Origin of the sequence: Nonomuraea sp. NPDC049714 (assembly GCF_044465295.1) — a bacterium.
Taxonomy (GTDB): Bacteria; Actinomycetota; Actinomycetes; order Streptosporangiales; family Streptosporangiaceae; genus Nonomuraea.
In genome coordinates, this window is record NZ_JBITLM010000015.1 from 179,825 (window position 1) to 192,260 (window position 12,436).

At 72.5% G+C, this 12,436-nt stretch carries 14 protein-coding genes; 5 read left to right on the top strand and 9 right to left on the bottom strand.

The genetic code is table 11. From position 1 onward, the window contains the following. The first annotated feature begins 96 nt into the window (after nt 1–96). Nucleotides 97–2,820 carry a DEAD/DEAH box helicase gene (locus ACIBQX_RS42495; protein WP_397014973.1) on the top strand — a complete coding sequence of 908 codons (2,724 nt, stop codon included), beginning with the start codon at nt 97–99 and terminating at the stop codon, nt 2,818–2,820. Beyond that, a complete protein-coding gene (locus ACIBQX_RS42500) occupies nt 2,817–3,923 on the top strand; it encodes an SWIM zinc finger family protein (protein WP_397014975.1) in 1,107 nt (368 codons plus the stop codon). Before ACIBQX_RS42495 ends, ACIBQX_RS42500 begins: the two co-directional genes overlap by 4 nt. A 25-nt stretch (nt 3,924–3,948) precedes the next feature. Here the strand turns inward: ACIBQX_RS42500 and ACIBQX_RS42505 are convergent, their stop codons facing one another. The 6 genes from ACIBQX_RS42505 to ACIBQX_RS42530 form a co-directional block, all read right to left on the bottom strand. Continuing rightward, on the bottom strand, nt 3,949–4,344 hold the full coding sequence (locus ACIBQX_RS42505; protein ID WP_397014977.1) for a VOC family protein: 396 nt from the start codon (nt 4,342–4,344) through the stop codon (nt 3,949–3,951). 5 nt (nt 4,345–4,349) lie between these two features. Next, nucleotides 4,350–4,961 carry an SRPBCC family protein gene (locus ACIBQX_RS42510; RefSeq protein WP_397014979.1) on the bottom strand — a complete coding sequence of 204 codons (612 nt, stop codon included), beginning with the start codon at nt 4,959–4,961 and terminating at the stop codon, nt 4,350–4,352. Continuing rightward, on the bottom strand, nt 4,961–5,320 hold the full coding sequence (locus ACIBQX_RS42515; protein ID WP_397014981.1) for an ArsR/SmtB family transcription factor: 360 nt from the start codon (nt 5,318–5,320) through the stop codon (nt 4,961–4,963). Before ACIBQX_RS42515 ends, ACIBQX_RS42510 begins: the two co-directional genes overlap by 1 nt. A gap of 120 nt (nt 5,321–5,440) precedes the next feature. Then, nucleotides 5,441–6,289, bottom strand: a complete 849-nt coding sequence (locus tag ACIBQX_RS42520; RefSeq protein WP_397014983.1) for a putative protein N(5)-glutamine methyltransferase — start codon at nt 6,287–6,289, stop codon at nt 5,441–5,443. Nucleotides 6,290–6,467: 178 nt separating this feature from the next. Further along, the gene (locus tag ACIBQX_RS42525; RefSeq protein ID WP_397014985.1) at nt 6,468–7,946 is read right to left on the bottom strand and encodes a pyridoxal phosphate-dependent decarboxylase family protein; all 1,479 of its coding nucleotides are present in this window, start codon (nt 7,944–7,946) and stop codon (nt 6,468–6,470) included. Next, nucleotides 7,939–8,565, bottom strand: coding sequence for a helix-turn-helix domain-containing protein (locus ACIBQX_RS42530; protein ID WP_397014988.1), 627 nt, complete (start codon nt 8,563–8,565; stop codon nt 7,939–7,941). The genes ACIBQX_RS42525 and ACIBQX_RS42530 overlap by 8 nt, the downstream gene beginning before the upstream one ends. A gap of 349 nt (nt 8,566–8,914) precedes the next feature. On the opposite strand from ACIBQX_RS42530, the gene ACIBQX_RS42535 reads away from it, so the two are divergent. Together ACIBQX_RS42535 and ACIBQX_RS42540 are read left to right on the top strand one after the other, a co-directional pair. Then, on the top strand, nt 8,915–9,754 hold the full coding sequence (locus ACIBQX_RS42535; RefSeq protein ID WP_397014990.1) for a nitroreductase/quinone reductase family protein: 840 nt from the start codon (nt 8,915–8,917) through the stop codon (nt 9,752–9,754). Between the two features lie 98 nt (nt 9,755–9,852). Next, nucleotides 9,853–10,131, top strand: a complete 279-nt coding sequence (locus tag ACIBQX_RS42540; protein ID WP_397014992.1) for a hypothetical protein — start codon at nt 9,853–9,855, stop codon at nt 10,129–10,131. 122 nt (nt 10,132–10,253) lie between these two features. On the opposite strand, the gene ACIBQX_RS42545 is transcribed toward ACIBQX_RS42540, so the two are convergent. Further along, nucleotides 10,254–11,093: an alpha/beta fold hydrolase gene (locus tag ACIBQX_RS42545; protein ID WP_397014994.1), complete on the bottom strand. Its 840-nt coding sequence runs from the start codon at nt 11,091–11,093 to the stop codon at nt 10,254–10,256. A 39-nt stretch (nt 11,094–11,132) separates the two neighbouring features. Between ACIBQX_RS42545 and ACIBQX_RS42550 the strand changes: the two genes are divergently transcribed. Further along, entirely contained in the window at nt 11,133–11,561 is a 429-nt protein-coding gene (locus ACIBQX_RS42550) for a MarR family winged helix-turn-helix transcriptional regulator (protein WP_397014996.1), read from the top strand. Nucleotides 11,562–11,567: 6 nt separating this feature from the next. On the opposite strand, the gene ACIBQX_RS42555 is transcribed toward ACIBQX_RS42550, so the two are convergent. Then, complete coding sequence (locus ACIBQX_RS42555; RefSeq protein ID WP_397014998.1) at nt 11,568–12,008, bottom strand: cupin domain-containing protein; 441 nt, start codon at nt 12,006–12,008, stop codon at nt 11,568–11,570. Further along, nucleotides 12,005–12,397, bottom strand: coding sequence for a VOC family protein (locus ACIBQX_RS42560; RefSeq protein ID WP_397015000.1), 393 nt, complete (start codon nt 12,395–12,397; stop codon nt 12,005–12,007). Before ACIBQX_RS42560 ends, ACIBQX_RS42555 begins: the two co-directional genes overlap by 4 nt. Nucleotides 12,398–12,436: the final 39 nt, after the last annotated feature.

Consider the following 12,436-nt stretch of genomic DNA (forward strand, 5'->3'; position numbering starts at 1 on the left):
TAAGGCTACGGATCATTGGCAGTGCCGGGGAATGCGGAAGACGCCCGATCCCGGCTACGGTAAACCACACCCCCATGTACCGTACACTGTACGGTCGTGAGCCTCACACCAGATTCGGTACGACACCCGGTCGTCTTCGAGCCCAGCGATCCTCCCAGATCCGGACAGATCGCCTTCCTCGACCCCCAGGGTGACAGCACGGCCACCGTCGTGGAGCAGCACGACGGGGAGCTGCGCGTCCGCGAGGCTCCGGCCGTCCGCGTCCCGGTCGCCGAGGCCGTCGCCGCCCTGGCCAGAGCGCGCCAGGACGAGACGGCCCACCCCGCCGCCCGGTTCTGGGGCGCCGCGTCGCTCGTGGCGCTCCAGCTCGTCACCAGAGGCCGCGTCCTGCCCGGCGTCACCACGGGCGACCACGACTCCTGGCGGGCCGGGCCCTTCGACGCGGCCGACGCCAGGCGCATCCGCGAACTGGCCGACGCCATGCCCGCCGCGGCTCGCGCCGTACCGGTCGACGAGGACCTGCGCCTGCCCGAGGCGGAGAGTCACGTGCGGGCGTTCCTGGACGCGGTGGCCGACGCGATGCCGCGCTCGCCCGGCGCGGTGCGGGCCACCGGCACCACCGCGTTCGCCGCCGCCAAGCCCGTCAAGGTGCCCCGGCTGCGCTCCTGGGCGGCGGAGGTGTCGGCGGGGCTCGACTCCGGCGTGCGGCTGTCGCTGCGGCTGGAGGCCGCCGATCCGGCGCGCGCGGAGTTCCGCGCGGTCGCGCAGCTGCACAGCCTGGCCGACCCGTCGCTGGTGGTGGACGCCGCCGACCTGTGGGAAGGGCGCGACCCCGGCTTCGGCGGGCGGGCCAGGATCGACGCGACCATCGCCATCCGCGGCGCCGCCCGAGCCTGGCCGAGACTCGAACGACTGCTGGACAGCGCCGTTCCGGACGAGCTCGTCCTGTCCGACGGTGATGTCGAGGAGCTGCTCGCCGGGGCCGCCGAGCGGCTGGCCGCGGCCGGGGTCGAGGTGCACTGGCCCCGATCGCTGGTCCAGGGCCTGAGCGCCCGCGCGGTCCTCGGGGAGCGCGACCCGGCGCCGTCCGACATGCCGTCGTTCCTCGGCGGCGCCCAGCTGACCAGCTTCGACTGGCAGCTGGCACTCGGCGGCGAGCGGCTCACGGCCGCCGAGATGGACCAGCTCGCCGAGGCGCACCGCCCCGTCGTCCGGCTGCGCGACCAGTGGGTGCTCATCGCCCCCGACGTCGCCCGCAAGGCCCGCCAGCGCGAGCTCAAGCCGCTGACCGGCCTCGACGCCCTCGGCGCCGCGCTGACCGGGACCGTGGAGGTCGACGGTGAGCAGGTGGCGGTCGAGCCGGGCGACTGGCTGCGCGAACTGCGCGACCGGCTGACCGAGCCGGAGGACATCGGCCCGCCGCCGGGCCTGGCGGCCACCCTGCGCGACTACCAGCTGCAGGGGCTGCGCTGGCTCGCCAGGATGACCTCGCTCGGGCTCGGCGCCTGCCTGGCCGACGACATGGGCCTGGGCAAGACCATCACCCTGATCGCTCTGCACCTGCACCTGTCCCGGCAGCGCCAGGGGCAGGGGCCGACGCTGGTGGTCTGCCCGGCGTCGCTGCTGGGCAACTGGGAGCGCGAGATCGGCAGGTTCGCCCCAGGCGTCCCGGTCCGCCGCTTCCACGGCGCCGGCCGCGCCCTGGCCGACGAGGGGTTCGTCCTCACCACCTACGGCACCATGCGGCTGGACGCCGAACGCCTCGCCGAGCACCCCTGGGGCCTGCTCGTCGCCGACGAGGCCCAGCACGTCAAGAACCCGATCTCGGGCACCGCCAAGGCACTGCGCGAGATCCCGGCGGCCGCCCGCGTCGCGCTGACCGGCACCCCGGTCGAGAACAACCTGTCAGAGCTGTGGGCCATCCTCGACTGGACCACCCCCGGTCTGCTCGGCCCGCTGGCCAGGTTCCGCTCCCGCTGGGCCAAGCACGTCGAGTCCGGCGACCAGGCGACGGCCGAGCGGCTGGCCCGGCTCGTCGGGCCGTTCCTGCTGCGCCGTCGCAAGTCCGACCCCGGCATCGCGCCCGAGCTGCCGCCCAAGACCGAGACCGACCGGCCGGTGGCCCTCACCACCGAGCAGGCGGGCCTGTACGAAGCGGTCGTGCGGGAGATCCTCGGCCAGATCGAGTCCGCCCAGGGCATGGCCAGGCGCGGCCTGATCGTCAAGCTGCTGACCGGGCTCAAACAGATCTGCAACCACCCCGCCCAGTACCTGCACGAGGCCACTCCCCGGCTGCCCGGCCGCTCCGGCAAGCTGGAGCTGCTGGACGAACTGGTCGACACGATCGTCGCCGAGGACGGCGCCGTGCTCGTCTTCACCCAGTACGTCGCCATGGCCAGGCTCCTGGACAAGCATCTGACCGCCCGCGGCGTCGGCACCCAGCTGCTGCACGGCGGCACCCCCGTGGCCAGGCGCGAGGAGATGGTCCGGCGCTTCCAGGACGGCGACGTCCCGGTCTTCCTGCTGTCGCTGAAGGCGGCCGGCACCGGGCTCAACCTCACCCGCGCCGACCACGTCATCCACTACGACCGCTGGTGGAACCCCGCCGTCGAGGATCAGGCCACCGACCGCGCCCACCGCATCGGCCAGACCAGGCCCGTGCAGGTCCACCGGCTGATCACCGAAGGCACGATCGAAGACCGCATCGCCCAGATGCTCGACGCCAAACGCTCCCTGGCCGACGCCGTGCTCGCCGCCGGTGAGGCGGCCTTCACCGAGCTGACCGACGCCGAACTCGCCGCCCTCGTGGAGTTGAGATGAACGCCGCCCGCGGATTCCCCGCCTTCCCCCGCCAGCGCGCCGGCGCCCGCTTCGCCACCGCCTGGTGGGGCCGCGCCTGGATCAAGGCCCTGGAGGACACCTCGCTCGACCAGGGCCTGCTGCAGCGGGGCCGTGCCTACGCCAAGACCGGCCAGGTCGGCCCCATCACCGTCAGCCCCGGCCGGCTGGCCGCCGTCACCGAGGACGAATACGACACCGTCGTCCACGTCGAGCAGCTCACCGACGCCGAATGGGAACGCTTCCTGGACCAGGTGGCCGCCAAGGCCGGGCACATCGCCGCCCTGCTCGACCGAGACATGCCGCACGACCTCGTCGAGGCGGCCGAGGACGCCGGCGTCCCCCTGCTGCCCACGGTCGGCGACCTGGAGCCCCGCTGCACCTGCCCGGACTGGGGCCACCCCTGCCAGCACGCGGCCGCCCTGTGCTATCAGGCCTCCTGGCTGCTCGACGCCGACCCGTTCGTGCTCCTGCTGCTGCGCGGCCGCGACGAGCACGACCTGATCGAGGCGCTCCAGCGCCGCGACCTGCCCGCCACCGCGCCGCAGGGCACCCCGGCCGCCGAGGCGTTCGCCGTCGGCGTCCCGCCGCTGCCCGCCCCGCCCCCGCTGGACGTCGCCTTCGCTCCGCTGGTGCTGGAGCCCGCCCCAGGCGTCGACGTCGCCGCCCTGCAGGTGCTCGCCGCCTCCGCCGCCTCCCGGGCGCGCGAACTCCTGACCTCCGGCCGCCTGCTCACCCTGACGGAATACCAGGACAGGGTACGGATGTCCGCCGCGTTCGGTCTGGACCTCGGGCTCGACGCCGCCGTGGAGGCCTGGCGGCACGGCGGCGCCGACGGCCTGGACGCGCTCGAATCCGCCTGGACCCCGCCCAGGAAGGACCTGGCCAGGGCGCAGGCGCTGCTGGAGTCCGGCTGGGAGGACGAGCGGCCCCCCGAGGTGGAGGCGTGGCGCAACCGGTGGACGTTCGGCGACCGCCAGGTGCGTTACGGCCGCGACGGCCGCTGGTACCCGTTCACCCGGCGCGGCGACGCGTGGTGGCCGGCCGGCCCGCCGGAGCGTGACCCGTCGGCCCTGATCCACTGACGCGGCGCGGGGTGCGCGGGCCGGGTCAGGCGAGGTTGAGCTGCCAGGACACGCCGAACCGGTCCGACACCCAGCCGAACCTGGTGCTGAACCCGTAGGAGTCGAGGGGCATCAGCGTCTCGCCCTTCTCCGACAGCGCCGCGAAGAGCCGCTCGATCTCGTCCGCCGTCTCGCACTGGACATAGAGCGAGATCGACGGGGTGAACGTGAACGCGTGGTGCACGGCGCTGTCGATGGCCATGTACTCCTGGTCCGCCAGTCTGAACGTGGCGGACAGCACGCTGCCCTCGGCGCCCGCCTCGCCGGGGCCGTAGCGGGCGATGGCGAGCACCTCGGCGTCGTCGAAGAGGGACAGGTAGAAGTTCATCGCCTCCTCGGCGACACCTTCGAACATCAGGAACGTCGTGATCTTCTGCGGCATGCCGGTCACTCTCCGGAGGGGGCGTAGAACGCGGTGGAGGCCGCGGTGGCCGCCGCCGCCTGCTCGGCGGTGGCGCCGGCGGCCAGGAACGTCTCGCCCCACGCCTGACTGCTGCGGGTGATGAACTCCCGGCCCTCCTCGGTCTCGTGCATGTGGTCGTGGTCGGGCAGCACGCCGCCGCTCAGGTGCAGGCTCAGGCCGAGCAGCGACAGGTCCCAGCCTATGCCGACCGCGCCGGGGCCGAACTGCGTCCACATGTCGGGCGGCGGCACCGCGGTGTGCCGTAGCTCGAAGCGGGTGCCGCCGTCCGCGGCGGACAGGCGCACCTCCACCTCCGAGGCGGGCGGGCCGCCGTACATCCAGCTCACCGTGAGCAGGCTGGGCGGCTCGCACCGCAGAACCTCACCGCTGGCGTTGCCCTCGATCTGGAAGGAGCCGCCGAGGCGGAGGTCTCCGGTGATGGGCTGCAGCCAGCGGCTGATCCGCTCGGCGGTCGTGCAGGCGTCCCAGACGTCCTTGGTGTCGGCGTCGAAATGCCGGGTCAGCAGGAGCGTCTTCGTCTCGCCGCTCTCCTTGATCTCGCGATGGGATCGGGTGATCTCGTCGATGATGTCCATCAGCTGGGCTCGTCTTTCGGTCGTGGGTCCGGGGTTCGGCGTTCGCGTCTGCCGCGGGCCAGCTCCGTCGCCAGGGCGTCCAGGCGCTGGTTCCAGAAACCGCGGAAGCGCTCCAGCCACTCGTCGACCTCGCGCAGCGGCCCCGCGTCGACGGCGTAGAGCCGCCGGGCGCCCTGGGCGCGGACGCTGGCGAAGCCGTTGTCTCGCAGCACCTTCAGGTGCTGCGAGACCGCCGGCTGGGAGATGCCGTACTCGCGCTGGATGACGGCGGTGACCTCGCCGGAGCTCAACTCGCCGTCGGCGAGCAGCTCCAGGATCCGGCGCCGGACAGGGTCACCGAGGACGTCGAATGCGTGCACTCCCCGATTGTTTCAGCTTTGACTTATATAAGTCAAAGCTGAAATTTTGCGGGATCGGGTGGGGCGGGAGCGATGACGTGCCGGGAATCCGGCGGGGCGGGGGCGATGGCGTGCCGGAAATCATCCGGGGCGGGTGGCGATGATGACGGTGGCCTCCCATTCCTCGGATACGGCCACGCGGCCGGCCAGACCGTGGCGGGTCACGGCGTCGATGGCCTGTGGCACCTGGCGCTCGCTGGTCTCGAACAGCAGGTGGCCGCCGGGGGCGAGCCAGCTCCCCGCCTCGGCCGTCACGCGGCGCAGGACGTCGAGGCCGTCCGCGCCGCCGTCGAGCGCCACCCGCGCCTCATGCAGGCGGGCCTCCGAGGGCAGCAGGTCGATCTCGCCTGTGGGCACGTACGGCACGTTGGCGAGCAACAGATCGATCCGGCCCAGCAGGTCAGCGGGCAGCGGCTCGTACAGGTCGCCCTCGTACACCTGACTGCCGGCGGCGAGGTTGCGGCGGGCGCACGCCACCGCGGCCGGGTCGATGTCGGAGGCGTGCAGCTCGACCCGCTCCAGCGCCGCGACCAGCGCGGCCCCCAGCGCCCCGGTGCCGCAGCACAGGTCGACGGCCACGACCGGCCCCGCCGCGACCCGCGAACCGTACGGCGCGCTGGGCCCCGCTTCGCACAGCGTGGTGGCGAGGGTGCCGGCGAAGGCGCTCGCGAGGGCGGTGGCCTGGCGCAGGAGGAACTCGGTGCGGGGGCGGGGCACGAAGACGCCGGGGTCGACGGCCACGCGCAGACCGCAGAACTCCGCCCAGCCGAGGACGTGTTCGAGCGGCAGACCGGCGGCTCGCCGGTGCACCATGTCGAGGAGCTCCGCCGGAGTCCGCGCGGCGGCGGTGAGCAGACGGGCCTCGTCCTCGGCGAAGACGCAGCCGGCGGCGCGGAGCGTGGTGACGATGGCGGGGTAAGGGAGGGACATGAGCGCCTTTCGGGGATGCTGTGGGCGCTCTCCCGGTCACCTATGCCAGGTGAACCGCGCGGCCGTGAGGTGAGAGCACCCGGCCTGGTCCAGCGGTAATGGGTCTCACCTCCTCGGTCGTGTCGTTCGACTGCTGGCGACGCGCACACTATCCGAGCCGGTCGGCGGCACGCAAACGTCAGCGGCCGAGCTCCTTGGCGGCCGTGCGGATCTCGTGGAGCAGCAGCGCCAGGTCGTCCTCGGTGGTGTCCGGGCTGAGGATGCAGGCGCGCAGGGCGTCGTCGCCGCCTAGCCGGGTGCCGGTGAGGAAGACGTTGCCCCGCCGCTGCACCGCCGCGGGGAGGGCTCGATTGAGCGCGTCCAGCCCCGCCACGGCCCCGGGCCGGTGACCGTCCGTCCTCTCCGCCGCCGCAGGCGAGTGGCCCTCTGTCCTCTCCGCCGCCGTGGGCCGGTGGCGGAAGGCGGTGACGGAGGTCGTGACGGGGGCCAGGAGCTCGAAGTCCGCGGCGTCCTCGACCATGGCGCCCAGGATTCGGGCCAGCCGGGAGGTGCGGTCCACGAGCTCGACGATGCCCTCGCGACCGAGGTGGGACATGGTCGCCCAGGTCTTCAGCGCGCGGAATGGACGGGTCTGCTCGGGCCCGTACTCGGCGAACCAGCCGAGCTCGTCGGCGTTGTCGTCGATCAGGTAGGACGGCACCAGGCTGAATGCGGCGCGCGCCTGCGCCGGGTCGCGGAGCAGGGCGCAGCCGCAGCCCACCGGCACGCCGAGCCACTTGTGCGGGTCCAGCGCCAGCGAGTCGGCCCGGTCCATGCCCGCGAAGGCGGGAGCGGCGCCGTCGGCCAGCACGCCGAGCGCGCCGTAGGCGCCGTCGACGTGGAACCACAGCCCGTGCTCGCCCGCCACGTCGGCGATCTCGTCCAGCGGGTCGACGGCGCCGGTGTTGACGGTGCCGGCGCTGGCCGCGACGCAGAACGGCCGCATCCCGGCCGCCACGTCCTCGGCGATCATCGTACGGAGCGCGGAGACGTCCATGCGGTAGGAGGCGTCCACCGGGACGGTGCGCACCTGGCGGGCGCCCAGCCCGAGCAGCTCGGCGGCCTTGCGCAGGCAGCTGTGGCCCTCCGTCGAGACGTACAGGGTCATCGGGGCGCGCCCGGCCAGCCCGTCCTCGCGGGCGTCCCACCCGTCGCGCAGCGCCGCCTGCTGGCGGGCGGTGGCCAGGCAGATGATGGTGGCCATGGAGGCGCCGCTGGTCAGCAGCCCGCCGCCGGGCCGGTGGGGGAAGCCCACCAGGTCCGCCAGCCAGCGCACGACCGTACGCTCCAGCAGGGGGCCGGCGTGCTCGCCGCCCGCGCAACTCGGGTTCAGGGCGGCGGCCAGCGGCTCGACCAGGACGCCCGCCGGGTTCGGCGGGGAATTGACCCAGCCGAAGAAGCGGGGATGCCCGTTGCCCATCGGGTGCCGCAGCACCCGGTCCCGCACGTCCTGCAGCAGCTCGGCCATCCCTCGACCGGTCTCGGGCAGGGCCTGGCCGGTCAGCCAGAGGCGGTCCTCGGCCGGCACCGGCTGCCAGACCGGCTCCTCGCGGATGCCGGCGAGGTGGTCGGCCATGAGGTCGGCGGCCTTGCCTGCGGCCTGGCGCAGCTCATCCATCCGGTGTCTCCCTTCCCGGGTCGTGATGCGTGACCGCGCGCCCGCCCAGCTCCATGGCCAGGTAGAACACGCAGCCGGTGCCTGTGTCGTCGGCGAAGGCGTGACGGCGGTCGCCCGGATAGTAGGCGGAGTCGCCGGGGTGCAGGACGTGCGGCCGGTCGTCGATGGTGAGCCGGAGCCGGCCGGACTCGACGGCCACGTACTCGCGCGATCCGGGGGCGTGCGCGGCGAACTCCCCCGCGTCGACGCCGGGCCCGAGGGTGGTCCGCATGAACTCGAACTCCACGTTCGGCAGCACCGGCGACAGCACCCGGCGCTCCCAGCCGGACGGGTCGCGCACCACCCGCTGGGCGGCGTGCCGCAGCACCTGGGGGACCTCAAGGGCGGGCTCGTCGAGCAGCCGGGCGATCGAGGTGCCGAGTGCCGTCGCCAGCCGGTCGAGCACCAGCACGCTCGGCGTCTTGGCGCCCCGTTCGACTTCGGAGACCATACTGCGGCTGATGCCGCTCAGCGCGGCCGTCCGCTCGATCGACAGCCCCCGCGAGCGGCGCTCGGCGCGGATGCGCGCGCCCAGCTCGGCCATCGACAGGCCGGTGGAGAGAACGCCTTCGCCATCCATATGTCCACTATAGCGATGGTTTGTCCGCGATAGCGGCAGCGGGATTGACAGCCACGGCAGGACGTCGTGTAATCATCGGCAGGTCGCGTGACGTCACCCGGAGGACGGTGTCGGCATGGAGGCCGCGCAGCAAGGGGACGATACCGTGACTTCACAGCTCACAGGCAGCGCCTGATCTGATCGCGCCCGCGCGCCGTCCCCGCGCTCGGTGGTGTTGACCGCCGCCTCGTTCCTGTTTCCCGCGTTCTTCGAGGCTTGCCTGCCCACGGCCTGGGCGTCGGCGTGCGATGTACCGAAATTTCACCGCATATTCCTGCGGCCTCGTACTCACGCCTGGAGAAAGCAGAGCATGCCCAACGACTTCAACCAGCAGATCATCGACCGGTTCCGCGCCAACCAGGGCCAGGTCGGGCCGCCCTTCGACGGGGCCAGGCTGCTCCTTCTGACCACCACGGGAGCCAGGACGGGCGCCCGCCACACCACCCCGCTCGGCTACCTGCCGGACGGCGGCTCGGGTCGCCTGTTCGTCATCGCCTCGGCCGGAGGGTCGCCCGCCAACCCCGCCTGGTACCACAACGTGCGGGCCAACCCACGGGTCACCCTCGAAGACGGGGTGTTCACCCGCGAAGCCGACGCGCGGATCCTTCAGGGCACCGAGCGCGACGAGATCTTCGCCCGCGCCGTCGAATCCGATCCCGGCTGGGCCGAATACCAGGCCAAAGCCGGACGGACCATCCCCGTCGTCGCGCTGACCCCCGTCGGTCCCCCCGTATCGAGCGTCACCCGGGGAGGGGACGGGCTCAAGGCGATCCATGACGCGTTCCGCCGCGAGCTCGCCCTGGTCCGCAAGGAGGTGGCGGAGTCCGGGCCGGGCCTCGGCTCGCAGCTGCGCATCAACTGCCTCGCCCTCTGCCAGGGGCTGGAGCACCACCACCTGATGGAGGACGGGCACATGTTCCCGCACCTCGACGGGCAGCACCCCGAGCTCGCGCCCGCCCTGGCGCGGCTGCGCCGCGAGCACGAGGAGATCAAGGCGCTGCTGGAGGAGCTTCAGAAGCTCGTCTCAGGCGAGGGTACGGATCCCGCGACGCTGCTCGGTGAGGTGGAGCGGCTGATCGCCGAGCTCGACGCCCACCTCTCCTACGAGGAGGAGCACCTCATCCCGATCCTCAACGGGATCATGCCCTAGCGCCACCGACCAGGCGGCGGGCGAACCGCCGCCTGCGTCAGCCGCCGGAGCGGTGTCCACGGACCTTACACGGACCCCGCTCCGGCACGCTCGATGCCGTGGTGACCGAGGAGGAGGGAAATGCCCTTCTCGATGTGGTCCAGCCGGTCCTCGACGTGGCCCAGCCGGTCATGGATCTCGGCCAGCTGCCCCGTATGCCCGGTCAGCGTGGTCTTGATGTCGGTCAGATCCTCACCCGTTCGATACGCGAAACGACTCCAGACTCCGCACTCGATCTTCGATGGTCTTGGTGTCCACTGATGATCTCCCTTACCGTGGAGGTAAGGGACCTGGCTGCTAAGCCCAGCCGGGTCCCGCTTGTTCTCGAGATTAGCTGATCAGGGCTCTGTCTCGTGGTGCGGCCGCCGTGAAGAGCCCTCGGGGATCGCCGTCAACGTGGTGCTGTTCGCGCCGGCCGCCTTCGCCGCCTGGGGCCGCTTCGGATCGTACGCCTTCCGGGTCACGGCAACCGGCCGTCGAGGACATCGCGCAGGCGGGCGGCGAAGGCTCGGGGGCGGAAGACGTCGCCGCTGTGGCCGCCGGGGAACTCCACGTACGAGGCGCCGAGCTCCTCGGCGAGCAGGTGGGCGCAGTGGTGCGCCCAGATGTGCGCGGAGGCCTGGCCCACGGCGGGCACGATGCGGGTGGACGCTGCCTTCAGGGCGGCCAGGTCCAGCCGGTGGCGGCGCACCGCCGGGGCGTCGTGGGTCAGGAAGTACTCCATGTTCGGCAGTCGTTCCGGGCCGGGCGGCGCGACCTCCACGTCCGGCTCGCGATCGGTGGGGTCGATGCCGCCGAACGCGGCGAAGGCGAGAAACGCCGGGATGGCGCCCTCCGCCTGGAAGATCTCCTCGGCCTTCCGCTGGTCCTGGCGGGCGCGCGTGCGCTCGGGCTCGGGCAGCAGTTGGGGCGCGGGCGGCTCGTGCGCCACGAGGAGGCCGACCTGTTCGGGGTGGCGGGACACCAGCTCCAGGGAGATCATGGCGCCGATGCTGCTGCCGAAGACGTACGCGGGCTCTGACGTGTGTGCGGTGAGGAGCCGGTGCACGTCGTCGGCGTGGGTGGTGAGGGTCGGTGACCGTGCCGGGTCGTGGACGGTGCTTCCGGACAGGCCGCGACGATCGTAGGTGAGCACGGTGTACGAGCCGGCGAGGTGGGCGGCCAGGCCGTCGGAGGCCGCGGCGTCCCCGTCGCCGCCCGCGATCAGCAGGAGCAGCGGGCCGGTGCCGCGCCGCAGGTACCGCAGCCGGGCGCCGGGCACGTCCAGCGTGCCAACTCCATCTGTTTTCAGATGCATCATATTCAAGATGTATCACGTCTGTGGTGCATCATGGGACGCATGAACGGGCTGGAGCTGTTTCTCCTGGGGCACAAGCTGATCAGGATCGGCCAGGACGCCATCCCCCGATCGGGGTTCCACACGCTGACGAACAGCGCGCGGACGATCCTCGTCGACGTCTTCGAGAACCCAGGCAGCTCGATCCGGGAGGTCACCGAGCGCACCGGCTTCCCGCAGAGTCTGGTGTCCTCCTCGGTGGCGAAGCTCCGCGAGGACGGCGCGCTGGTCACCGAGACCGACCCCGCCGATCGGCGGCGGACTCTGGTACGTCCCGCTCCCGGCGCGCCGGAGAAGGGGCGGCGCGCCGCCGAGAGCACGACCGTCGACGCCGCGCTGGCCGAGGCGCTGGGTGTTGAGGCGGCGGAGGTCGCCGAGCTCGTCGCCACGCTGGAATCCCTCGCCCGGCGGCTGTCCGGCGCGCCGACCTGACGCGCGTCAGGCGGGCGGCGGCCCGATGATCTCAAGGCCGTGGCGGGCGGCGAGTTCGGTCAGCAGGGCCGGGTCGGGGTCCTGGGCGGCGACCTCGGCGACGAAGTTCTCGAACCCGGCCGGCCAGCTCAGCTGGAGCAGCCGCAGCGGCTCCTCCGCCCGGTTGGCGAAGGCGTGCGGCAGCCCGCGGGGCAGCAGGGCGAACGCGCCGGCTCCCGCCTCCCACGTCCGGTCGCCGCAGTACAGCCGGACCGTTCCAGACAGGATGTAGAACGCCTCGTCGTCGTGCTGGTGCAGGTGCCAGGGCGTGGCGAAGCCCGGCGGGCACTCCTGCTCGCTGAGGCTCAGCGCCTCACCGGTCTCTGATCCGCCCGCCTTCACCGTCATGGCGGTGCCGAGGAAGGAATGGGTCGTGCCCGCACCCGCGGGCAGGTACAGCGCGCTCATGGTCGCCTCTCATGGGTGTAGAGCCGGATCTCGATGTCGTCGGGGTCGGTGATGCCGCCGATCAGCCATCCCACGCTGCCTTCGGCGATGGCGGAGTGCTCGACGCCGAGCGCGTCCAGATGGTCGGACCAGGCGTGCAGGTCCTGCATGGTCGGCACGCCGAAGGCCAGCGCATTGAATCCGGCCAGGCCGGGGGCGCGCTGGGGGTCCTCGCGCAAGGCGAGTCTGAGCGTCCGGTCCGGGTCGGACAGGGTGACGGCGCGCAGGACGCCGTCCTCGATGAACTCGATCGCCACCTCCAGGAACAGCACGCGCCTGTACCACTCCAGGCTCGTGACCACATCCGAGACGGGCAGCCTGACATGGTGGAAGCCACCCAGAACAGGCATGATCTCGCTCCTTCTTGTCATGTCACTTCACACCGAGGC

Coding starts and splice junctions, on each gene's coding strand:
- ACIBQX_RS42500 (WP_397014975.1), top strand. CDS start 2,817: ATGAACGCCGCCCGCGGATTCCCCGCCTTCCCCCGCCAGCGCGCCGGC.
- ACIBQX_RS42505 (WP_397014977.1), bottom strand. CDS start 4,344: ATGCCGCAGAAGATCACGACGTTCCTGATGTTCGAAGGTGTCGCCGAG.
- ACIBQX_RS42510 (WP_397014979.1), bottom strand. CDS start 4,961: ATGGACATCATCGACGAGATCACCCGATCCCATCGCGAGATCAAGGAG.
- ACIBQX_RS42520 (WP_397014983.1), bottom strand. CDS start 6,289: ATGTCCCTCCCTTACCCCGCCATCGTCACCACGCTCCGCGCCGCCGGC.
- ACIBQX_RS42525 (WP_397014985.1), bottom strand. CDS start 7,946: ATGGATGAGCTGCGCCAGGCCGCAGGCAAGGCCGCCGACCTCATGGCC.
- ACIBQX_RS42530 (WP_397014988.1), bottom strand. CDS start 8,565: ATGGATGGCGAAGGCGTTCTCTCCACCGGCCTGTCGATGGCCGAGCTG.
- ACIBQX_RS42535 (WP_397014990.1), top strand. CDS start 8,915: ATGCCCAACGACTTCAACCAGCAGATCATCGACCGGTTCCGCGCCAAC.
- ACIBQX_RS42545 (WP_397014994.1), bottom strand. CDS start 11,093: ATGATGCATCTGAAAACAGATGGAGTTGGCACGCTGGACGTGCCCGGC.
- ACIBQX_RS42550 (WP_397014996.1), top strand. CDS start 11,133: ATGAACGGGCTGGAGCTGTTTCTCCTGGGGCACAAGCTGATCAGGATC.
- ACIBQX_RS42555 (WP_397014998.1), bottom strand. CDS start 12,008: ATGAGCGCGCTGTACCTGCCCGCGGGTGCGGGCACGACCCATTCCTTC.
- ACIBQX_RS42560 (WP_397015000.1), bottom strand. CDS start 12,397: ATGCCTGTTCTGGGTGGCTTCCACCATGTCAGGCTGCCCGTCTCGGAT.